The sequence below is a fragment of the Litoribacterium kuwaitense genome, assembly GCF_011058155.1.
In the GTDB taxonomy this organism is placed as follows: domain Bacteria; phylum Bacillota; class Bacilli; order Bacillales; family DSM-28697; genus Litoribacterium; species Litoribacterium kuwaitense.
In genome coordinates, this window is the sequence record NZ_JAALFC010000004.1 from 93866 (window position 1) to 115764 (window position 21899).

Sequence of the window (21899 nt, forward strand, 5' to 3'; positions counted from 1 at the left end):
TTCTAAAAACTGATTGTCGTTTTTTACGTACAGCCCGTTTGAAGCTGAGATTAAAATCATTTATGTAGGTCATAAAAAAACCCCCGCCCCAAACTGGGACGAGAGTTATCATATAAGCACCCGCGGTACCACCCAAAATTATACGCATCAAAAACACGTATCATCTCTATCCTTAACGCGGAAAACGGCAAAGTTTTGCTTTGCAATTATAAGGCGAGTTCGTTGAAGCTCCGGCAATGACTCGCAGCCTTCTGTCATCTCTCTGAGCCCGGACATTCTTCAGCTACTACTCCTTAATTGTTATTTTTGGCTTTATTATATCACTCATTTTAACGGAATTTCTCGAAGTGTCAAGCTTTGCCATGAAAATGGTATTCTACAGCTGATCTGACATGATCAGCTGCTGTTGCGTTTTCCTAAGCGCGATCATCATTCGGTCAATTGTCTCACGTTGCTGCGCATTCCCTGAATCCTTTAACTTTTCACCTTCATCCACAATTCCTTGTAAAGACTGCTGCGCTTGTTGAAAATCAACTTCCTGTCTAAGATGCATTTCTCGATTATGAAGTGAGCATGATTCTTCAGCACTGGCAATCGTCTCATTCGCTTTTTGAACCCACTGATCAATAGAAGCTCTTGTCGCCATAGTAAAACCTCCTTTGCATCATAGTGTGAGGCCTTTATCAGACAAATATTCACGTGTCATGTTCGCATCACGCCCCTCCCATATGCTACAATGTCTAATGGTCTACTTGGACAGAAGGAGTGACGCAATCATGGAAAAACACGTCCTTATTTTTATACACATGATAAAAAACGTTATCATACATGGAATTTTCATTTAAAACAGCTGTTTGGCGAGAAAATTTTCAAAGTACCTATTGATGGTGGATTCGATTGCCCAAATCGGGACGGCACAGTTGCACACGGTGGATGCACTTTTTGCAGCGCGGCGGGCTCAGGTGATTTTGCCGGAAATCGAGCAGAAGATGTCGTCACGCAATTTCATAAAATCAAGGAACGAATGCATAAAAAATGGAAAACCGGCAAATATATTGGGTATTTTCAGGCGTTTACAAACACACACGCCCCTGTCGAACAACTGCGGCAGACGTACGAGCCCATTTTAGAGCAAGAAGGCGTCGTTGGGCTGTCCATTGCGACGAGACCAGACTGCCTTCCTGATGATGTCGTTGAATATTTGGCAGAGCTTAATGAACGAACGTATTTATGGGTAGAGCTCGGTCTGCAAACCGTCCATCAATCAACCGCTGACCTAATTAATCGTGCCCACGATTTTCAAACATACATCGAAGGCGTGGAAAAGCTTCGTAAACACGGCATTCGGGTTTGCAGTCACATCATTAATGGCTTACCGATGGAAACGAAAGAAATGATGATGGAAACGGCACAATCTGTAGCCAAGCTGGATGTTCAAGGCATCAAAATTCACTTATTGCACTTACTTAAAGGAACGCCAATGGTCAAACAATACGAAAAAGGGCAACTCGAGTTTCTAGAGCAAGGGGAATATGTAGAACTTGTTGCTGATCAGCTAGAGCTGTTACCTGAAGATATGATTATCCACCGTATTACTGGTGACGGGCCTCCTGATTTGTTAATTGGCCCAATGTGGAGCTTTAATAAATGGGAAGTGTTAAATGCGATTGACAAAGAGCTCGAACGAAGAGGGACGTATCAAGGTAGTTATGCTTTACAGGGGCGGACATAATGCGCCCTGAACCGCCCTTACTTCAATTTGCTCACCTTTTGCTTGAACAATATTTACAGCCTGGGGATATGGCCATTGATATGACAGTCGGAAATGGGCATGACACAGTAAAGCTATGTAAACTCGTCGGTCCTGACGGCGTCGTCTTCGGTTTTGATATCCAAGAAAAAGCACTCACCGAAGCGAAGAAACGGCTACAAGAGGCAATGCTGAAGGCAACGTTGTTTCTCGACAGTCATGCCAACTGGGCAACACATCTTCCTGAAGAGGAGATCGTACGTATAAAAGCAGCGATATTTAACCTTGGGTATCTCCCTGGGAGCGATAAAACGGTCATTACGCAAGAAGCATCAACACTCAACGCTCTGGCCGCTCTAACCGAAAAAGCACCAAACGCATTGATTATCGTCGTTGCCTACCCAGGACACCCTGGTGGCGCAGAGGAAAAACAAGCCGTGCAGGAATTCGTCGAAAGTATACCGTCAACCACTCACCGAGCCTTACATTACGGGCTTATTAACCACCCTAGTGCACCAACGATTTACGCCCTCATTCCACAAAAGAGAAACACCGAAAAACAACAATCCCCCTGAGATTTCAGGGGGGTTGATTCGTTTATTGAACACTAAAACTGTAATGAGCTATTGTTTTTTTGCAATGCTCGATATGCACGGCCATTGACATAAAAAAATAACGATGGAAAACCACCAAGCTGGCGAATCGATCTCGCTATCTTCTTGGAAAGCTTCGTTTCATTCACTTTGTCATCCGATAAATATAGACCGAGGAGACCACGATTCACAAGTCGATGAAATTTTTCATTCGGAATGCCTCGCAGATGATCATCCGCTTTCGTAACAAAATGCTCAAAGCGTTGGATCATGCTTTCCCGTGACTCATAGTACTCACAAAAATTCAAATCGCCTTCCATTCGATCTTCTTCTTGATCAATAAAATAATCGAGTAAAATATGAAGGCCTTGTACATAAGGAAAGTAGCCTTGATAAATTTGTCCTGCATCCTCTTTTGTAAATGATGAATGAAAAGCGTAAGAGGCCAAGCAAAAAATTCCTAGTGTTGAGCCGGCGCAAGCGGAAAATTCATACCAGGTCATTTCAGGAACAGTGTGACGATGCGCCTCAAACCACCGAATGAGTCGCTCCTCCCTCTCTTCCTTTTTCACGTGCTTATGAATTTGCAAATCAGCATAATAACCTTCTAACGTAAGGAGATGGTCAGCAATTAAGTCATATGCCGGCAGACGAGCAAGTACGCCTTGGCACGTTTCAACAAGTGCTTGTAAATAACCCTCATCATTTTGCTCTGTCCGATGTCGATAATAATTCACCGGAACTGCCCCGGGCGTTAAAGCATGAGCCATCGATTCATGAAGAGCTTCAAAGTCAACAGGATCTAAAGACGTGCTCCGGTCACACAAATTATCAAGGTAGTCACTAATCGTTTGATAAGCCACAATAAATTTGACGCATTCTTTAAAATGCGCTTTTCCAGACAAGAGCGCGTAGACCGCACCGCCTTCACAATGAAACGTTTTATGATCAATGCTTTTTAAAGCTTGCTCACGTAATTCATCATCAGGAATGGTGGCTGCTCGTGCTTTCCACTCCTTAAGCTGATTATGCACCTCAGGAAATACGGACGTATACATTGATTTCATTAGACCAACAATGGTCGTTGGTGTCTTCATTCAAACAGCCTCCGGTATTTTAACGTTGATCGACAGACATGTGAAAGCCTTGAGCATGCATTTGAACAAAACGAGTACAAAACCGAAACACTTGCTCTCTCTCAGGCTCATTAAAGATTTCATGATAAAGCCCTGGCCACTCTTTATACATTTTTTCAGTACCATCGTACTCATTAAACCATTGTTTCACAAGCTGTTTATCTACTATTTTATCGTTTCCTCCCTGCATGATCAAAAGAGGAACATCCGGAAATTCCGACATTTCCTTGAAGGCGAGTTCCATCGCTTTTACAAGCTCGCTATACCAGCGAACTGATACTTTTTGCAGCATTAACGAATCATTGCTATCAGAATCTACAATATGTTTATTGCGGGTTGCGATATTCGGCGTGAGTCCTGGACTCATTTGTAATCTCGGCATGAGGACATTCATCCCCTTTGCCAGCACATTCAGTGGCGGTGCCGGCTTAAAACGCAAACCCAGTGCCGGTGAAGAAAGAATAACCCCATCTAACGGAATAGTGTGCTTTTGCAAGAGACGTACAAGGACAAGCCCCCCCATAGAATGTCCAATAGCAAAAATAGGAAGAAGGAATGACTGTGCTTCAGAAAGCCAGCTGTGTACTTCTTTTAAGTATTCTTCAAATGAATCAATATGTCCTCGTTTACGATTGGAAAGCCCTTGTCCTGGAAGGTCTCCTAAAATGACGTGATAACCTTCTTCAAGCCAATGCTCTTTTAACCAATGATAACGGCCGTGATGCTCTACCGCGCCGTGAATTACAACAATGACACCTTTAGGGGTATAATCTGTTTGATAAATCCACACTATGCGGTCCCTCCAAATTCTGTTCTCTCTTCGGTTGAATGAAAAAAATTCGTTCCTTGTACAAATGAACTGTTTTTCTTAAAATGAACCATAAGCCATTAGACGATCCGAAAAGGAATGATACGATGATTATACCTTATGGAAAATACTCTCCCCACATCCACCCTACAGCTTATATTGCAGAAAATGCAACGATCACTGGAAATGTTCATATTGCAGAATACGTCTCTCTTTGGTACCAGACCGTCATCCGCGGTGACGTCTCACCTGTCTACATCGGCCAATCTGCAAACATTCAAGATGGCTCCGTCCTTCACCAGTCGCCAGGGCTGCCTGTGATCATTGAAGAAGAAGCGACAATCGGGCATCAAGCAATGATTCACAGCGCTACAGTTAGAAAAGGAGCACTTGTAGGAATGGGAGCGACGATGCTTGATGACTCAGAGTTAGGCACATCCGCAATGCTCGGTGCTGGGAGTTTGCTAACTGGGGGGAAAAAAATACCTCCATACACGCTCGCTTTGGGTCGCCCTGCTCGCCCTGTTCGTGAGCTCACTAAAGAAGAGCTCGCTGACATGAAACGCATTTGCAATGATTATGTGCAAAAAGGGCAAGCTTACAAAAAGCAGCAACACGCATCTATTGATTTAAACGATCAATTACCTGGCGCGAAAAATCAATCGCTTGAATAGATCGTTCGTAATCAGACGTACATAAACACATAAACAATACGTCAATTATGAGCAGCTGTGCTATTCTTGACGATGTCGCTCCACTGCGAAATGTCGCTTCTCTCGTCGGTGATGTCGAGAGCTCAATGTCTGCCACTGATGAGACCAGCGATTGACCATAACTCCCTAAGCTAATCGCAACAGCTCCAGCTGCTCTTCCCAATTCGAGAAATTCTTTAACTTCTTTAGTATTCCCCGAAAAGGAGATGCCCATCACAACATCTCCTTTTTCAGCACCAGCTGCTTGAATAGAAGCCATATGACGGCTTTCATACGCCGTCGCATGTTTTTGAATCCGCAATAGCTTTTGCTGAAAATCTTTTGCCACAATACTTGAAGCTCCGATACCGAATATATGTACTGCACTCGCATTACGTATCGTTGTCACTGCATCATTAATTGCTTGAACCTGTAACAATTCTGCAGTTTCTGTGATACTTGCAATGGCATTGCTCGTAATTTTCGACATGACGTCTGCTGTTGTTTCATCTGGATGAATATCTCTAAATCCATAGGAAGGCTCTTTTTGTAAATCACCTGCGACCCTTAACTTTAGTTCCTGGAAGCCTTTTAATCCAAGAGATTTACATAGCCGGATCACAGCAGCGCTACTTGTTTCGCTCAGTTCACCGAGTTCGCTCGCTGTGCACTGGACAGCTTTCTCTGGATATTCCATAATATATGTTGCAATTTTCTTTTCTGAACGTGGCAGCTTATCAAGCATACTTTCAAGCATCGTGAGTCCGCCTTTTAACATTTGAGAACCTCCCTCCATCACGGTGACCCTAATCGGCCGTATTGCATACTCTTTAACAATTTACATGATTCACAATCAATAGATCTAATCACTTTTAAGTGTGTGGCTAACAAGACCATCGCGCATAAAAATGAACAGAATGTAGACACAATCTACCTCAATTCTTTTGGCATCCGCTCAGCAACTTTTTTCTTCTGTTCATGTTCACTTAGACCATCATGCGAAAAAATGAACGAGTCATGACCATTTTTTCCAAAAAAACGATCGTAAAACAAACTTAAGCCATACGACCTTGGTGTTACCAAGTCTTCAGCAAAGGAATATTATCTCTATTATACCTTTTTCCGTTGCCAGCATCACCCATTTTTCATTTTCTTTTCACACAACGACAAAAAGGCCTGCGCAGTCATCATTTTCATGAATCATGCACAAGCCGTAGCTACCACATTTAAGACAGTGCAGCTTTTAAAGCGTCAACCTTGTCGAGCTGCTCCCACGGAAGCTGTAAATCATTACGGCCAAAATGTCCGTAGGCCGCGACTTGCTTATAAATTGGGCGTCGTAAATCTAACATTTTAATAATCCCGGCTGGACGTAAATCAAAGTGTTGTCGAATGAGCTCGACCAATTTTTCCTCCGAAAGACGTCCGGTACCATATGTCTCTATAGCTATAGATACTGGCTGTGCAACACCAATCGCATAAGCAAGCTGAACTTCACACTTATCCGCTAAACCAGCTGCCACAATGTTCTTGGCTACGTACCGAGCTGCGTAAGCCGCCGAACGGTCAACCTTCGTCGGATCTTTGCCTGAAAATGCCCCGCCGCCGTGACGAGCATAGCCGCCATACGTGTCAACAATAATCTTCCGGCCAGTCAGACCAGCATCTCCTTGAGGACCGCCAATCACAAAGCGCCCGGTTGGATTGATAAAATACTTCGTGTTCTCGTCGATAAAGCCGTCAGGAACCACAGGGTGAATCACATGCGTTTTCATATCTTCTGTAATCTGTTCTAACGTCACGTCAGGGTGATGCTGCGTAGAAATGACGATTGTATCAATCCGTTCAGGCTTCCCATCCTCATTATATTCTACGGTCACCTGCGTTTTTCCATCAGGACGCAAATATGAGAGGGTTTCATCTTTTCGGACAGATGCTAGACGTCGGGACAGGCGGTGTGCCAAGGCAATCGGCATCGGCATCAGTTCATCAGTTTCATTACAAGCAAACCCGAACATTAACCCTTGGTCTCCAGCTCCAATCGCTTCAATCTCTTCCTCAGTCATCGCTCCTTCTCTCGCCTCAAGCGCTTGATCAACGCCTTGCGCAATGTCAGGAGACTGCTCATCAATCGACGTAAGTACAGCACAGGTTTCTGCATCAAAACCATATTTGGCCCGATTATAACCTATATCACGAATCGCTTCGCGTACGATTTTTGAAATATCCGCATACATCGTCGTCGTTATTTCACCTGCGACAAGTACTAGCCCTGTATTGACCGTCGTTTCACAGGCAACACGTGCATTCGGATCCTCTGTCAAAATAGCATCTAGAATAGCATCAGAAATTTGGTCACACATTTTGTCAGGGTGACCTTCTGTTACAGATTCAGAGGTAAAAAGCCGTCGAATATTTCCCAATAAATCTATACCTCCTTAGTACATTGTACCTTCACAAGGTCTTCTATGTACTCTATGTTTCACGACGAGTAAAAACCTTTTCCCAGGTGAAAGTGGAAAAGGTCGTCCCGACTATAAACCTACTCAATTGTAGCCGAAGCCGAAAACAGTGTCAACGCTTTGTCACATCCCTTGCCAGCTTTGCAGGTGATGATGAACAGCATATTTGTAAACATAAGCTGGCAACGTTTAAAAATATACAATCGCGGTTGATCAAGAGCATTTCGTTTCGTAAAAGAATTACGCTTATGCACTTTGGTTCACAGATTCAACACTAAAATAAAGCTTCTCTTGTAGGGCAGGACTACCAGATCACTTACGGTTCTTAAGTGTACAATTAAACTTTGCTAGTAACAAAACTCACGCAAAACTCAATGAAACAGCATTTGAATGTGACGAAGGCTTAGCTGTACGACATCATCCTTCATATGAAAACTAAAACGGGCGTCTTTCTTTATTTTCTCAGGTAAATCTTTAAATAACACAGGACCTTCCGTTTCATAGTAATGGTCGGTCTCCTCTAACACTGAAACAGTGGCATAGTATATGTTTTTTTCAATACTTTCCTGCTTACCATCTACTTTGTACTGCCCTATGTATGAGAGGGAGGATACGACGCCCCCAGTCTCCTCATAAACCTCTCGTGAGGCCGCATCGCGCGGTAGCTCACCAGGCTCAACTTTTCCACCTGGGAATTCGATCCCTCTTCTTGGATGCTTTGTTAATAGCCAATGCTGATTGTACCTTGTTAATACAAGGACGTGACCAGGAGCACGGGAAAAGGGATGATCCTGAAAAGACAACCGAACTTTGTTATGATAATAGTCTTCAAATATGTGCATTCACTTAGCTCCATTTTTTTCATTATCGGTGAATAACTTCTTCTATCTTCCATGATCCGTCCGCATTTGTAAACCGCATTTCAATGGAATATTCGCCATATAAGTCCGATGTATTTTCCTGCACGATTGTGAACCCGTCGTGTGCGACGTCCTTTATCGTAAAATCTTCATCAACTTTAAACCATGGAGGTGTTTCTGTAGGTACAATATATAGGGATTGATCGCGTTCCTCAAAATAAAATCGAACATATGGAAGAGCAGCTTCTCTTGTGGAAATTTTTTCAAATTGATCAAGTAATTCTTCCTTCGATTGATATTTGATGACTTCGTTATCGTCAGCTGTTCGTTGAACGAGCGTATCCATAAATGAAGAGGTTAATCGTTCTACAATCGGAGCAGCCTCTTCTTTACTAATATATTGGGACTGCGGCGACACAGGTATGTTGTTGTTCGCCGAGGCAACGACAGCTCTATTTTGCGATTTAACTGTAACAGCCTCGTTCTGATCGACAAACACATCAGGGTTCATGTCTCCAGGCGAGTAATAATATTTGGCGAAAGCTAGCATAAGGATTAAAGTAATGATACCGAGGCCAAACTTTTTAAGCATAAAAGGGATCCCTCCTTTTATTTGAATGTTATCCCTTACAACCCTCTTTTCCTTTATTCAGAATCATTCAAACCTCGTTCACAATGATACATCAGAGCTTTCTTTTAAAGGATTTAGGTGTAGAACGACGCCATAAAAGGGTAAACTATTTATAGATTGATAAAGAAAGGGGCATGTCAGATGAAGAAATTTCTTTTACTTATATTCTGTCTCAGCTTACTTACCGCTTGTGCCAGCAACCCCAATACGAGCTCGGACGGCTCCAATACGGATATGAATGTTGAACGCATGTTCGCTCAAACCTTCGCTGCTGTCGAAGATATGAATTCATTTCATACTGAAATTGACTTCTCGCAAGACATCTCATTCCCCGTCGATGGAACGAGTCGTCAGCAAAATATTCAAACAAACACTGCGGCAGATGTTCACACACAGCCGAATAGAGCGATGTATCTCGAGCAAACCTTTCAGATTCCTGAGGTCCAAGAAGAATCAACCACAGAGACGTATATTACACCAGAAGGCTTCTTCACATATGACCCTATACAGCACACATGGCTAACGACATCAGAAGAACAAGCGATGGAGCGGTCCAACATCTATGAAGAGCAGATGTTCGCCTCTGCACAAATTGATGACATTCGTACAGTCCTTTCTCAAGAAGGATGGACAGTACAAAAAAACGATACTGATTGGGTCCTTTCTTATAACGAGCCAACTGAACAGGCAAAAAAATATATCGTGAACCATCTGAATCCAAATTTTGTCTTATCAGGCGGACACTCGGCTGGCGTTTCCTATCAACAGCTTGATTTACAAAATTTCACACTAAACATCAATATTGATCGTGATACGTTGGTTCCTTCCACAATAACAACTTCATTTGAAATGACGTCAACTGCGGAAGGAAGTGCTACAGAGCAGCTTTCACAAGCGATCAAGATCACATACTCAAACTGGAATGAAGCAAAACAAGTACAGCTCCCAGAATCTGTTCAGGAGTCAGCTCAAATGGTCAGTCTTTCCGTCATCCCATAAACCGACACGCATGGATTCAATATGTTCTCTCGTTTTGTCATCACCTAGCCTTTCAATATAACGATAAATTTGGATTAACTGACGGTCGTACATGTCATTCTCCATGTCATCATGATATTGAATATATGGAATGTGTGCCCGAACAAAATTATCAAAAGATGTCGTGCCTAACTCATTAAAAAGCTCTCGAAGGTGCTCAATTTCATCTTCTGTAGCGCTCACCTTAAACTCATACGGACTATTCGTCTGATTTGCGTTTATCTCTCGTTTCGCCACTGAAACAGTATATACCTGCTTTTCCAAATCAGTCGCCTCCTTTTCTTTTCTTATGCTCGTTTTCGACGAAACTTATTCATACTTGAAAAGAAATCTGGAGTCTATTACAATACGAAGGATGCCGCGATAGACTAGGAGGACTTTTATGCTGTTTTGGATGATTACGACGATCATCATCATTCTTATTGTACTTGTGCTAAGTGTGATTACAATTTCAACAGGTTATCAATACAAACATACCGTCGATCCAATCGTAAGCGACGACGAAAAAAAGTACCCATCCGATGTCAATTAACTGGATGGGTACTTTTATTTATATCTCTGTTTTTTGCAGTGTTTTAAGTAAATGGCGCTGGAGCTTTCCAGTTGCATTTCGGGGCAAACTTTGAACTGTATACATATATTTCGGGTGTTTATATGAGGCAAGTCTCGGTTTAAGCCAAGCGCGCAATTCTTGTGAACCGATGGATTGCTTTAGCACTAAATATGCTACAGGAACTTCACCCCATTTGTCATCTACTGCCTTCGAGACACCACAAGCTTCAACGGCTGGATGAGCTGCAAGTGTATGCTCAATTTCAGCTGGATAAACATTTTCCCCACCAGAAATAAGCATGTCACTCCGTCGGTCTAATACATATAAATACCCATCCTCATCCAGCTTTCCAATATCCCCTGTCGGAAACCAACCCTCTTCTGTTTTTGTAGAGGCGGCATTGACATAGCTGTTAAAGACAGTAGGTCCCTTAACCCATAGCTCCCCTTCCTGTCCCGTATGAAGCACTTTACCATCCGGTTGACAAATGCATACTTCATTCATCAGCATCGGTTTGCCCGCTGTTCCACGTGGAGTTTGCTCACTGATATCGACCGAAACAACCTGTGAGGCTGTTTCGGTCATACCATAACTGACCGTCAACGGCCATTTTAAGTCATACGCTTCATGAATAAGCTCCCAGGGAGTCGATCCACCACCAATCAAGACTTGGCGTAAAGAAGGAGGTGCTTCTTTCCCATCAGCGACCGCGAGCAAGTCTTCCATCATTTTATGAACAACTGAAATATGCGTCACTTCACCACACTCGATGAGTTGCCATACGCGTTCGGGCTGAAAGCGCGCATCCAAATAAATAGACAAGCCAGAAACAACACTTTTAATCAGCGACGAAAAACCGCTAACGTGGAATAAAGGAAGGCTTGTATACCAAATATCCTGCTCGGAAAAACCACTTTGCAAGGCGGCATTCACAGCACTCCAATAATGATTTCCCCACGTTAAACAAACCCCTTTTGGCTGACCTGTTGTCCCGGAAGTGAACATAATGGTCGCTGGAGCATCGCTGTCTATCATCTCATCATTATTAAGAGCAGCACAATGTGTCTTGTCTACTATATCCTCAATGGCACAAGCTGTGATTTGTAAGCACCTAGCGGCATGGAGCGCTTTCTCCTCATAGCCTTTTGTATAATATAAAATGGAGCATTCTGCTTCCTTCATTTGCCAAACGAGCTCTTCTTCCGTCAAACGCATATTTAGCGGCACAGCGACCATGCCAGTATATTGACAAGCATGGAAAAAAAACACCGCCTCTGCTTTGTTTTCAATAAAGCACGCCGCATGAGCTTGTTCGGCGTCAAATTGAGAAATATGCGCTGCCATTTTCTTTACTTCGTCGTGCATCTCTTGAAATGTCCACCGTCTGTTCTCTGTGATTAAAGCGAGCGATGCCGGTGTAAGCATCGCTCGTTTTTGTAGAAGCCGTGGTAATTTCATATCATATCCACTCCAACTTATGGAAAGCGCGGAAACTGATCAAAGTTTGGTGAGCGCTTTTCTTTGAAGGCATCTCGTCCTTCTTTTGCCTCATCGGTCGTGTAGTAGAGAAGTGTAGCGTCTCCTCCAAGCTGTTGCAGCCCTGCTAAACCATCCGTATCTGCGTTAAAGGACGCTTTTAAGAAACGAAGCGCTGTCGGAGATTTTTCCAGCATTTCATCTGCCCACTGTAACGTTTCTTTTTCAAGCTGTTCAAGTGGGACAACCGTGTTGACAAGCCCCATATCTAACGCTTCTTGTGCATTATATTGACGACATAAGTACCAGATTTCACGAGCTTTTTTATGGCCGACAATGCGCGCTAAGTAACCAGCACCATAACCAGCATCAAAGCTACCAACTTTAGGTCCTGTTTGCCCGAAGACTGCATTCTCCGCAGCAATCGTCAAGTCACAAATGATATGTAACACATGTCCGCCGCCAATTGCATACCCGGCAACCATCGCGATGACGGGCTTCGGAATGGTACGAATGAGGCGCTGAAGATCAAGAACATTTAAGCGCGGAATTTGATCATCACCGACATACCCACCGTGACCACGAACCTTCTGATCTCCACCCGAACAAAATGCCCGGTCACCTGCACCTGTAAAAATGATAACACCGATGCGCTCATCGTCACGAGCTCTCGCAAAAGCATCGATTAACTGCGTGACTGTATTTGGTGTAAAAGCATTATGAACGTGAGGTCGGTTAATTGTAATTTTCGCGACCGCACCCCGATGTTCATACAACACTTCATCGTACTCTTTTACCATTTCCCAACTCATCTGTCTGTTCCTCCTTTTGATCATTCAGTGCATTTAATACTGTCGTGGCAAACCATACAGGGGACTCAATATGAACCGCGTGCCCTGCATTTTCCGCAACCAACATCGTATTGTTTGGCACGCGTTCACAAATGTCTTGACCGATGTCTAAAAACTTCTGATCTAATGTGCCAGCAATAAATGTAAGCTGCACGGAAAGTGTAGGAAGTGCATCCCAATAACTCGGTTGTGCACCTGTCCCCATCCCCCTTAAGCTTGAAGCAAGGCCTGAAGGACTATTTTGTAAACGTTCTTGATCTAGCGTCTCTCTTACTGACATTGGGAGCGCTTTTTGTGAAGCAAATAAATCGAGCTCTCTCCAATAAGCAACGAAAGATGCCATTCCGAACGTTGTAATCCGATGAGCGAGTTGCTCATCACGCTCTCTGCGCTGGCGTCTCTCTTCTTCCGTCTTTAAGCCAGGCGATGCGTTTTCAACGATCAGCCGTTCTACTCGTTCGGACGCATGAACAGCAAAAGAAATCGCGACACGCCCACCCATTGAATAACCTAATATCGACGTTTTTTCAATGTTTAAATGGTCAAGCAGCAAACATAAATCATGAACAACCTCTTGCATTTTAAAGCGACCTTCTTCAGCTGGTGAAGGTGTCTTTCCGTGACCCGGTAAATCAACAGAAATCACCCGATGTTGTTGTGACCATAGCGGAATAAACGGCTCCCATGTTTCGATACTTGCTGTAAAACCATGAAGCAATAATAACGCCGGTGCCTCCTTAGGTCCTGCGTCGCGATAGTGATAAGGCACCCCTCTTGCCTGAAAATACATCCTTTAGTCTCTATCCCTTCTCCCATCAATACTGATGCGTATTCTTTTCCATTTTTCACGACGTTCCTCTACGCCATCCGGTTGACTCGTTTTCACAACAACGATGTGCAAGTGATCACGAGGTTCAACAGCTCGCTCAAGAGCAGCCGGTGAAGACACCACTTCATAGGATGCACCATACAGAGAAGCAGCATAGGAAAAATCTAATCCATGAGGTGTTTCAAACAGACGTGAAAATTCTTCTGCTTCAGTCATTTTCTTTTGTGGCAAAAACGAGAATATTCCCCCACCGTCATTATGAACAACAACGATGGTTACAGGCAGCTGATAAAGCTTGGCAGCAAGTAACCCATTTAAGTCATGATACATCGAAACATCCCCAAGAACGAGAAGCACTCTGCATCCCGCAGCAGCAACCCCTAAAGCTGTGGACACAACACCGTCAATCCCGTTCACCCCACGGTTCGCATAAATCGCCAAGGGCTGTGACAGCGAATGAAAAAAAGAATCACAATCACGGATTGGCATACTATTTCCAACAAACAAAGCATCATATGAAGCAATCGCATTCCGAAGCATCGGAAAAATCGCATGCTCCTGTAAGTTCTCCTCGACTTCGACACACTGAGTTTCAGCAAGAGATACGTTTTGTGCGTGTTGCCATAAACCGAGCCACTTTTCATCAGCAGGCGCAACGTCTCGATTGTGTATATTGATCATCCTGACAAACCGCTCACTCTTCGCTTGGATATGTATGTTTGCATTTAGCGTAGGATCATTGTACGCTTCTTCATCCCAAACAATATAAGCTGCTTCTTGGCTCCATTGATTGATCGCTTTTTGCAAAGCTTTTGATACAGGGTGTGCACCAACTCGTACAATAACTTCAGGCTGCAAAGCATCAACATGGGCAGACTCTCGAAGAAAATTGTCATATTGGTCGATGAAAAATACACTTCCCTCACCTTGACGAAGCTGTGACAGCGGATCAGCAAGCACAGGCCAATTAAACTGCTGAGCCATTGTGAGAATGCGCTCTGTTTGTTCATTGAATTGATCAGGTCCCCAAATGATGAGGGGCTTCTCCCTATTGAGCCATTGTATCATATCCGGCACTGCGTCTGAACATAAAGTCCATTCGGTATTCAAATATCGCACTAGTGTGCCATGGCCCGTAAAGGTACAGTCTAGATGTGGGCTTAACGGCTCTCGAAAAGGGGCATTTAGATGGACTGGGCCAGCTGGAGATTGACTCGAAATGTGTGCTGCCCGACTGGCCGCCATCGTTAAATATTTTTGTGTCGCCTCATCGCCGTCTGGTATCGGTAAGTCTACTTCCCACTTCACGTAATTCTGATACATGTTAGGCTGATGAATGGCTTGCGGCGCGCCAACGTCTCTAAGCTCATGGGGACGATCTGCTGTCACGACAATCAATGGAACCCGCCCATGCTTTGCTTCAGTGACTGCTGGAAGATAGTTTGATGCCGCGGTACCAGAAGTACATAAAAGCACCACCGGCTGCTGGGTCCGCTTCGCAAGTCCAAGCGCAAAAAAACCAGCTGAGCGCTCATCCAACAAGACCCACTCCTTCATCTGTGGATGTCTCGTAAACAATAAGGCCAATGGCGTCGACCTTGATCCGGGACTAATGACTACGTGTCCTACCCCAGACTGGTTAAGCGCTTGAACGAAAGCAGCTAAAGTGTTGGATGATGCTAAATCCATCACAACGTTGTCCCCCTTAACGCTTGAAGCATTGGTAAAAACTTCAATTCCACCTCTTCGGCTTCTTCCTCAGGATTAGAAGCTTGGACAATCCCACAGCCAGCAAAAAGAGACGCTCGGTTCTGCTCGATTACACCAGAACGAATCGCTACAGCAAACTCACCGTCGCCATTCATATCCATCCATCCGATCGGCGCAGCATACCAGCCGCGGTCTTCGGGCTCAACTTCTTTTATTTTTTGCAAAGCTAAATCTGTCGGTGTTCCACCAAGTGCTGGCGTAGGATGAAGTAAGCGTGCCATCGACAGCACCGTCTGTTCAGAATAGGAAATTCCGCGAACTGGCGTAAATAAATGCTGCACGTTCCCCGCCTTTAAAATTCTTGGACTTGTCGGCACGGTTATATTTTCCGCAATAGAGGAAATGTGCTCAGCAATATTGTGAACGACATACGCATGTTCTTCTAAGTTTTTCTCATCGCTAAGTAGCGCTTGGCCAAGCGCATGACTCTCAGCCTCAGTTTGACCCGCTCTGATCGTTCCAGCGACACACGCCGATTCCACAACGTGACCTTTTTTCTTAATCAGCTGTTCTGGTGTCGCACCTAAAAACGTTCTTTCGCCTATCGAAACAGCAAATATATAGCCACCGTCATGATTGCTTAATAGTTGCTCCAATACAAAAGCAGCTGCAAGAGGGCGGTCTGTTCGTATTTCTTTTTTGCGTGCAAGGACGACCTTTTGCAAGGGTGAAATTCCTAACTCAGGTGTTAACGAAGCAATCGCTTCTTTCCATTCGGTTAAATGGGGATTGAGAATGTCTGTAAATACGACAGCATCAAATTCCCTAGCAGATAGCTTGGCAATTTTATTTTTATAAGCTGTCATTCGATGCCAAATATCGGTGAGGTCTGTCTCTTCAGTAATTAAGCAATTAAAGGTAAACCAGCTGTGTTCCTCTTCCCTCGTAATCACTATCTCTGGAAGAATAAAACGAGCCGGTGAGAATCCTTGCCAAACAGATCCTTTAGAAGGCTCACCATGATATGACAAACCACCGAAAAGATGAGGACCGGTCAACGGTCCCCTTCGTGTATTCTTGACTGAATAAGTCATCCGTTCTTTCCATAAATCTTCAATTTCATGTAAATGGTCGTGATCTGATTCAAAAAGCTCACATGCCCCACAGGCAGCGATTGTGATACCATCCTGGCCTCGCCAGAAAAACCGGTCGTTATGTGTATATGCAGCTTCATGAAAGAAGTCGAGCAAATCAACAGCTTCTATAAGTTCCGTCCAGCTTGCCAGAATAGGGGTCTGCATTTGCTTGGCTCGTCCGCTCGCTTCAGCGAGTAGCTCCGACAAGCTTTGTTGGCTTTTGTCAATCACTGTTGTTTCCCCCTTTGTTCCTAGCATTATCCATTGGATAGCACCTTAAAGATACACCTCTCGGAAGACAAGTGTCAACAAAAGAGGCATTGTTTGCATTGACACCTTACCCCCAATTTCCTAAACTGAATTATGAACGTTTTATGTCGAGGTCACACTTGTCCAATAGGCGAATTATCTTGACAAACGTCGACATGAAGAAGGGACGGCGAATGATTTGAATCATCGAATAGCCAATAAAAAGATTACTCATCCTGGTAAGAAAAGTCATTTCCAGATTTGGTGGCATATGTTAAGGCCACATACTTTAACCGCTTCTTTTGTACCAGTTGCTTTAGGAACTGCCTTGTCATTAGAAAGCGCTACACTTCATTGGCCGTTGTTTTTGGCCATGATGATCGCGTGTATTTTAATTCAAGCTGCCACAAATATGTTTAATGAATACTTCGATTATAAGCGGGGGCTTGATAACGAATCATCAGTCGGTATTGGCGGCGGTATTGTCCGCGAAGGCATCCGTCCAAAAACAGTCGTCCGTGTCGCTTTTAGCCTTTTTGGGGTCGCTGCATTGATCGGTATATATATTTGTTTGGAAACGACTTGGTGGATTGCAGTCATCGGGGTAGTCTGTATGGCTGCAGGATACTTCTATACTGGCGGACCTCTTCCGATTGCGTACACACCTTTTGGTGAGTTAACGTCAGGATTTTTTATGGGGTTTGTCATCATTATGCTTTCGTACTATGTGCAAGCGGAAACAATTAGTTTGCATGGCATCCTGCTGTCGATTCCAGTTTCTATTTTAGTCGGTGCGATCTTACTCTCGAATAATATTCGTGATTTAGATGGTGATCAACAAAATGGCAGGAAAACATTAGCAATCTTACTCGGACGTCCTAAGGCAATTGTATTGTTAACGTGCATGTTTATTATTTCTTATGTCTGGATCATCTCGTTAGTCATTGCAGGGATGACACCGATCTGGTCATTGCTTGTTCTATTCAGTACGCCGAAAGCGTTCCAGGCTTCACGTGGTTTTGCTGGTAAAACGATGCCGATGCAAATGATGCCAGCGATGAAAGCGACCGCACAAACGAACACAGCCTTTGGTTTTTTATTATCTGTCGGTATCGTTCTCGGGCATGTTTTCGGCTCATAATCCATCATTTCTTTCAGTATAGGGATAAAAGTGTAGACAAAGTTGTTGTTCATTTGTCTACACTTCTTTTTTGTTGAGTTCCAACGAAAAAACATCATTAACGCCACGCCTCTTTTGGAAGTGTCAAACTGCGTACCGCACGTATGTTATATGAAAGGAATCCTGCACATGAATTTACTTACTCACCTTGGCATCGAGTCTTTACACGTATCAAAGGACAAAGTTATCTTACGAATGCCCGTTCTCCCTGTTGTGCACCAACCGATGGGCTTTCTCCACGGAGGTGCCTCCGTGACACTTGCAGAAACAGCAGCGAGCCTCGGCGCACTTGAACATTGCGGGGAACAGCAAATCCCTGTAGGTCTTGAAATTAATGCCAACCATTTGCGACCGATGTCATCCGGCTGGCTCGTAGCAACAGCACAACCGATTCATAGCGGCCGTTCTACAATGGTTTGGGATATTCGCCTCACTAATCAAGATACCGAGAAGTTAATTTGCATTGCTAGATGTACTATAGCAATCAAATCTGTCGAATGAGTTTGCTTCATTGTCGCATACTACGGAAAACATCATCGTTAAAGGAGCGACAACATGATTTCAGAAGACGAGTTACAAGCACTAAAACAGCAAATTAAAGAACGACTGGCGGCATTACAACATGCAGACGATACACACGAAGATCGTCTGCAAATGGGCGGTGAATTATCTTACTACGATAATCATCCCGCTGATTCCGGAACTGATTTGTTTGAAAGGGAAAAAGATCAGGCACTGCACGAGCATGAGGACCACGAGCGGCAAGAGCTCCTATTTGCGCTTGAACGAATAAATCATGGGACGTATGGCATTTGCCAAGAAACCGGCGCGCCTATTCCTTTAGAACGGCTTCAAGCACTCCCGGAAGCGCGTACTGTGGCAACCGTGACAGCCGATGAACACCTTGCCAGTGACCGTCCTGTAGAAGAGGACATCCTCTCCTCAATGCCTTCCTCCTTTTCTCAGCCCGATGACAATCGTTATGACGGCGAAGATGCATGGCAGGAAGTCGCAACCTACGGAAGCTCTGATTCTCCCTCTGATATTCAAGATCCGGCGATTCAAAACTATGTCGATATAAACGAAGCAAATGAAGAAAGGGTTGGCGCGGTTGAGCGCCACGATTCCTTCATGGCAAGTCGCGATTTGGATGGAGCGGGTCACATAAATGTACAATCTAAGAGCCACGAAGCATACGAAGATGCGTTAGACGATGAAGCACAGACTGGTGAAGACTTCCTGAGCTAAAAAAATATTTGAAAACACGGCCCTGCGAATATTTTGCCGTGTTTTTCTATTTCGACCGCGTACTGTTACATCCCAGCTTGATGAGTCAAAATGGATAGTGCTAACAAAATAAATAAGTGTAGACTCAGTCATATTCCACTTTGTCTACACTTACCTCCTTTTATTGTTATGATTAATCTTTTACCGTTCTGCAGGAATATTTTTCGTTCGTCAGCGCGCTCCAGAAAAGTACCTTTCCTTTGTCAATCGTATTCCTACCTAAAAACACTGCCGGCCTCTCAAGTGCTCAACCATTCATCCATCATGTCATGGGTTAATGGCCCGCGATGCAAATCGGATATCTTTCCCTCTTCGTCTATTTTATAAGTAACCGGTAAATAAAACGCGAGATAATCTTCGACCGACGTGGCATCCCGATCAAGTAAGATGGGAAAAGTAAAGCCATTGGCTTCGACAAAGGTTTCCACGTCTTTTACGCTCCGTTCGGTATTTGTCGCGTTCACAGCTAATATCTCGACACGTTGTCCGTCAGATTCGTAATAAGACTGAAAAACAGGCATCTCTTCTTTACAAGGCTCACACCAAGAAGCCCAAAAATTAACCAAGACCTCCTGCCCACGGTAATCTGAAAGCTTTACTTCCTTGCCGCTTAAGTCATTCAGCTTAAAATCAGGCGCTTGATCACCAATCTCTAATCCAGACGACGCCTGCTGCATCTCTGCATCTGGCCCCGTCAGCCAGACCGGTTCACTTTCAGCCTTACTCGCTTCTTGTTGCTGTACAAAGAAATCAACGCCTAGCCAAGTCACTAAGCCCAACAAAAATAAAGTAACGAGCAGTCGCCGCCACGATATTTTAGACATCATAAACCACCTCAATGCTTTTTTCGTAACCTGTCATTATTGTACGACAAACTGCATACGGTTCATACCATTGTTAGTCGACCAAAAGTTGGCGAACTGTCTCCTTTCACAGTTTGTTCACTTCTAGATGGTCTATACATTAGCAAATTCTCAACCGCTCAAAGAGGATTATGCCAAAAATAAAAGCAAAGCCAATCATCGTATTGCCCCAAATGAACTTTTAAACAATAGACTTACGCTGAATAGGTCACGAGAACCACCGTTATTTTTAATGAGCGTTGACTTTACCAACACTTCAAAAATGCCTAAGCTAGCACGTGCAGTATCCTCTCACGCCCTTATCTTTTTTAAGCTATTTTATTTAAAAAGGATGTAGACAAAGTCAATGCGACTTCGTCTACATCCTTGATAAGCGTACCAAAAAGATTTACGAGTCTCTCTTGCGTCTCATTCGTTGATTGACTAGGAACGTGCTCCTTCTTAGTAAAGTCACACACCTTCAATTCTTTCATCACTCTTTCAAATCGTCGGCTCTTGCTGCTCTCACCCATTTCACTGTTGATAAGACGATGACTTTAATCACAGCATAAACAGGCACCGCGATGAGAATACCGATGAATCCAAATACCGAACCTGTTGCTAAGATGACTAAGATGACCGTCACCGGATGGACATTTAAACGATTACCCATAATTTGTGGAGACACGAGATTCCCCTCTGCTTGCTGCACAATAACAAATACGATGAGCACCTTCACTAGCATAAACGTCCCTTCTGGTATTGCAATAACAATCGCAGGCAATATGCCTAGAAAAGGACCTAAAAACGGGATAAACGACGTGACGAGTGCGAACAGCGCCAGCACCGCGGCAAATGGCAATCCAATAATAAGATAGCCAATGAACATGAATAAGCCAATGACACAGGCAACGAGCATTTGTCCTAATACATACGCTGCGATCGTTTGATCCATTTCTTTCAAAGTTTCTTTCACGTGTGTTTGAAATGAAGCCGGCGACCACTTAAGCATAGAAGGTAACAATTGACCATCATCTTTAAGCAAATAAAATAAGATAAACGGAATAACGACAGTTACTGTCACTGCATTAGTCACTGCTCCGGCAATGCCAATCACGTTGTTTCCAATTGTCCCAACTGAACTTTTCAAGAAATCCAATGTGTTGTCACGCATTTCCTGAACGATATCACTCTCAAAATCAATCATCTGAAGGATGTCATTGACTTGCCGCGATCCAGCATCCAAAATGACCGGCCATTGCTTCACCAATTCTTGAAATTGGTTGATTAAAAATTCGCCCACAGCTGCTCCAATTAAAAATAACCCGCCTAAAAGGGCAACAAAAACGATAAGAATGGCGGCAGTTTGCCAAATATACTTCGACAAGAAGCGAACAACTGGTCTTAACAGATAATATAGAATGCCAGCTAGAATAATCGGTATCAGCATTGTCATTAAAAAAGTTTGCAATGGCTGAATAAAAAATTGCACATGCCCATAAAACCAAATAATGACTAATGCAAGAGTCGCGACGACCATATACTTAAACCACGATTTTTGATACCATTCCACTATTTTCACACCATCTTCCTATAAGCTGAATTGAATATTTGATGTTTTATTTTCATTCTAGCATACATGTAGCCAAAACATACCACCGCCTTTTCAGACGTGAAATTTTGACGGAGCTATGGTACTATAAAAATATTATAAATATTTAACGGCTTGTGAAACTATACACGCATGTCGTCATGAGCATGAAAGAACCACTTCGCTTGGAATCTTGTTTTAAATAACGACTTTTATAGAAAGGTG

22 protein-coding genes and 1 pseudogene are annotated in these 21899 nt (G+C 43.7%); 8 read left to right on the top strand and 15 right to left on the bottom strand.

The window, feature by feature from the left end; translation table 11 throughout:
- Positions 1-376 precede the first annotated feature (376 nt).
- Positions 377-646, bottom strand: coding sequence for a DUF2524 family protein (locus G4V62_RS04380; protein ID WP_165199597.1), 270 nt, complete (start codon positions 644-646; stop codon positions 377-379).
- A 144-nt stretch (positions 647-790) separates the two neighbouring features.
- Here G4V62_RS04380 and mnmL point away from each other — a divergent pair.
- Positions 791-1732 (top strand): annotated as a pseudogene (mnmL, locus tag G4V62_RS04385) (tRNA modification radical SAM protein MnmL/YtqA); the annotation flags it as partial.
- Complete coding sequence (gene mnmM, locus G4V62_RS04390; protein ID WP_165199599.1) at positions 1732-2325, top strand: tRNA 5-(aminomethyl)-2-thiouridylate-methyltransferase MnmM; 594 nt, start codon at positions 1732-1734, stop codon at positions 2323-2325. The pseudogene mnmL and the gene mnmM, both read left to right, overlap by 1 nt.
- A gap of 32 nt (positions 2326-2357) precedes the next feature.
- Here mnmM and tbcS read toward each other — a convergent pair whose 3' ends face one another.
- Both tbcS and G4V62_RS04400 read right to left on the bottom strand, forming a co-directional pair.
- Positions 2358-3440: a tetraprenyl-beta-curcumene synthase gene (tbcS, locus tag G4V62_RS04395; RefSeq protein WP_165199601.1), complete on the bottom strand. Its 1083-nt coding sequence runs from the start codon at positions 3438-3440 to the stop codon at positions 2358-2360.
- A 19-nt stretch (positions 3441-3459) separates the two neighbouring features.
- Positions 3460-4269: an alpha/beta hydrolase gene (locus G4V62_RS04400; RefSeq protein ID WP_165199603.1), complete on the bottom strand. Its 810-nt coding sequence runs from the start codon at positions 4267-4269 to the stop codon at positions 3460-3462.
- A 125-nt stretch (positions 4270-4394) separates the two neighbouring features.
- Between G4V62_RS04400 and G4V62_RS04405 the strand changes: the two genes are divergently transcribed.
- The gene (locus tag G4V62_RS04405; RefSeq protein ID WP_165199605.1) at positions 4395-4961 is read left to right on the top strand and encodes a gamma carbonic anhydrase; all 567 of its coding nucleotides are present in this window, start codon (positions 4395-4397) and stop codon (positions 4959-4961) included.
- Here G4V62_RS04405 and G4V62_RS04410 read toward each other — a convergent pair.
- The 4 genes from G4V62_RS04410 to G4V62_RS04425 form a co-directional block, all read right to left on the bottom strand.
- Positions 4909-5757: a MurR/RpiR family transcriptional regulator gene (locus tag G4V62_RS04410; RefSeq protein ID WP_165199607.1), complete on the bottom strand. Its 849-nt coding sequence runs from the start codon at positions 5755-5757 to the stop codon at positions 4909-4911. The genes G4V62_RS04405 and G4V62_RS04410 overlap by 53 nt on opposite strands.
- A 448-nt stretch (positions 5758-6205) precedes the next feature.
- A complete protein-coding gene (gene metK, locus G4V62_RS04415) occupies positions 6206-7402 on the bottom strand; it encodes a methionine adenosyltransferase (protein WP_165199609.1) in 1197 nt (398 codons plus the stop codon).
- Positions 7403-7812: 410 nt separating this feature from the next.
- Entirely contained in the window at positions 7813-8283 is a 471-nt protein-coding gene (gene ytkD, locus G4V62_RS04420; RefSeq protein ID WP_165199611.1) for an RNA deprotection pyrophosphohydrolase, read from the bottom strand.
- A 22-nt stretch (positions 8284-8305) separates the two neighbouring features.
- On the bottom strand, positions 8306-8893 hold the full coding sequence (locus G4V62_RS04425) for a hypothetical protein (RefSeq protein ID WP_165199613.1): 588 nt from the start codon (positions 8891-8893) through the stop codon (positions 8306-8308).
- A gap of 180 nt (positions 8894-9073) precedes the next feature.
- Between G4V62_RS04425 and G4V62_RS04430 the strand changes: the two genes are divergently transcribed.
- Complete coding sequence (locus G4V62_RS04430) at positions 9074-9931, top strand: DUF6612 family protein (RefSeq protein ID WP_165199615.1); 858 nt, start codon at positions 9074-9076, stop codon at positions 9929-9931.
- Here the strand turns inward: G4V62_RS04430 and G4V62_RS04435 are convergent.
- A complete protein-coding gene (locus G4V62_RS04435; RefSeq protein WP_165199617.1) occupies positions 9896-10234 on the bottom strand; it encodes a hydrolase in 339 nt (112 codons plus the stop codon). The genes G4V62_RS04430 and G4V62_RS04435 overlap by 36 nt on opposite strands.
- Before the next feature lie 118 nt (positions 10235-10352).
- Between G4V62_RS04435 and ytzI the strand changes: the two genes are divergently transcribed.
- Complete coding sequence (gene ytzI / locus G4V62_RS04440) at positions 10353-10502, top strand: YtzI protein (protein WP_165199619.1); 150 nt, start codon at positions 10353-10355, stop codon at positions 10500-10502.
- Positions 10503-10520: 18 nt separating this feature from the next.
- Here the strand turns inward: ytzI and menE are convergent, their stop codons facing one another.
- The 5 genes from menE to G4V62_RS04465 are packed head-to-tail and all read right to left on the bottom strand — an operon-like array spanning position 10521 to position 16756.
- Positions 10521-11981 (bottom strand): o-succinylbenzoate--CoA ligase, encoded by a 1461-nt coding sequence (menE, locus tag G4V62_RS04445; RefSeq protein WP_165199621.1) that lies wholly within the window; start codon positions 11979-11981, stop codon positions 10521-10523.
- A gap of 17 nt (positions 11982-11998) precedes the next feature.
- Complete coding sequence (gene menB, locus G4V62_RS04450; RefSeq protein ID WP_165199623.1) at positions 11999-12811, bottom strand: 1,4-dihydroxy-2-naphthoyl-CoA synthase; 813 nt, start codon at positions 12809-12811, stop codon at positions 11999-12001.
- Entirely contained in the window at positions 12780-13640 is an 861-nt protein-coding gene (gene menH, locus G4V62_RS04455; RefSeq protein ID WP_165199625.1) for a 2-succinyl-6-hydroxy-2,4-cyclohexadiene-1-carboxylate synthase, read from the bottom strand. The genes menB and menH overlap by 32 nt, the downstream gene beginning before the upstream one ends.
- 3 nt (positions 13641-13643) lie before the next feature.
- Positions 13644-15368 (bottom strand): 2-succinyl-5-enolpyruvyl-6-hydroxy-3-cyclohexene-1-carboxylic-acid synthase, encoded by a 1725-nt coding sequence (menD, locus tag G4V62_RS04460; protein WP_165199627.1) that lies wholly within the window; start codon positions 15366-15368, stop codon positions 13644-13646.
- On the bottom strand, positions 15368-16756 hold the full coding sequence (locus G4V62_RS04465) for an isochorismate synthase (RefSeq protein WP_165199629.1): 1389 nt from the start codon (positions 16754-16756) through the stop codon (positions 15368-15370). The genes menD and G4V62_RS04465 overlap by 1 nt, the downstream gene beginning before the upstream one ends.
- A gap of 217 nt (positions 16757-16973) precedes the next feature.
- Between G4V62_RS04465 and G4V62_RS04470 the strand changes: the two genes are divergently transcribed.
- The 3 genes from G4V62_RS04470 to G4V62_RS04480 all read left to right on the top strand — a co-directional run bounded on the left by G4V62_RS04470 (position 16974) and on the right by G4V62_RS04480 (position 19202).
- Complete coding sequence (locus tag G4V62_RS04470; RefSeq protein ID WP_165199631.1) at positions 16974-17915, top strand: 1,4-dihydroxy-2-naphthoate polyprenyltransferase; 942 nt, start codon at positions 16974-16976, stop codon at positions 17913-17915.
- 168 nt (positions 17916-18083) lie between these two features.
- Positions 18084-18455, top strand: a complete 372-nt coding sequence (locus tag G4V62_RS04475) for a PaaI family thioesterase (protein WP_165199633.1) — start codon at positions 18084-18086, stop codon at positions 18453-18455.
- A 54-nt stretch (positions 18456-18509) separates the two neighbouring features.
- Positions 18510-19202: a TraR/DksA C4-type zinc finger protein gene (locus tag G4V62_RS04480; protein WP_165199635.1), complete on the top strand. Its 693-nt coding sequence runs from the start codon at positions 18510-18512 to the stop codon at positions 19200-19202.
- 278 nt (positions 19203-19480) lie between these two features.
- Here the strand turns inward: G4V62_RS04480 and G4V62_RS04485 are convergent, their stop codons facing one another.
- Positions 19481-20065: a redoxin domain-containing protein gene (locus G4V62_RS04485; RefSeq protein ID WP_165199637.1), complete on the bottom strand. Its 585-nt coding sequence runs from the start codon at positions 20063-20065 to the stop codon at positions 19481-19483.
- A 511-nt stretch (positions 20066-20576) separates the two neighbouring features.
- Complete coding sequence (locus G4V62_RS04490; RefSeq protein ID WP_165199639.1) at positions 20577-21656, bottom strand: AI-2E family transporter; 1080 nt, start codon at positions 21654-21656, stop codon at positions 20577-20579.
- Positions 21657-21899 lie beyond the last annotated feature (243 nt).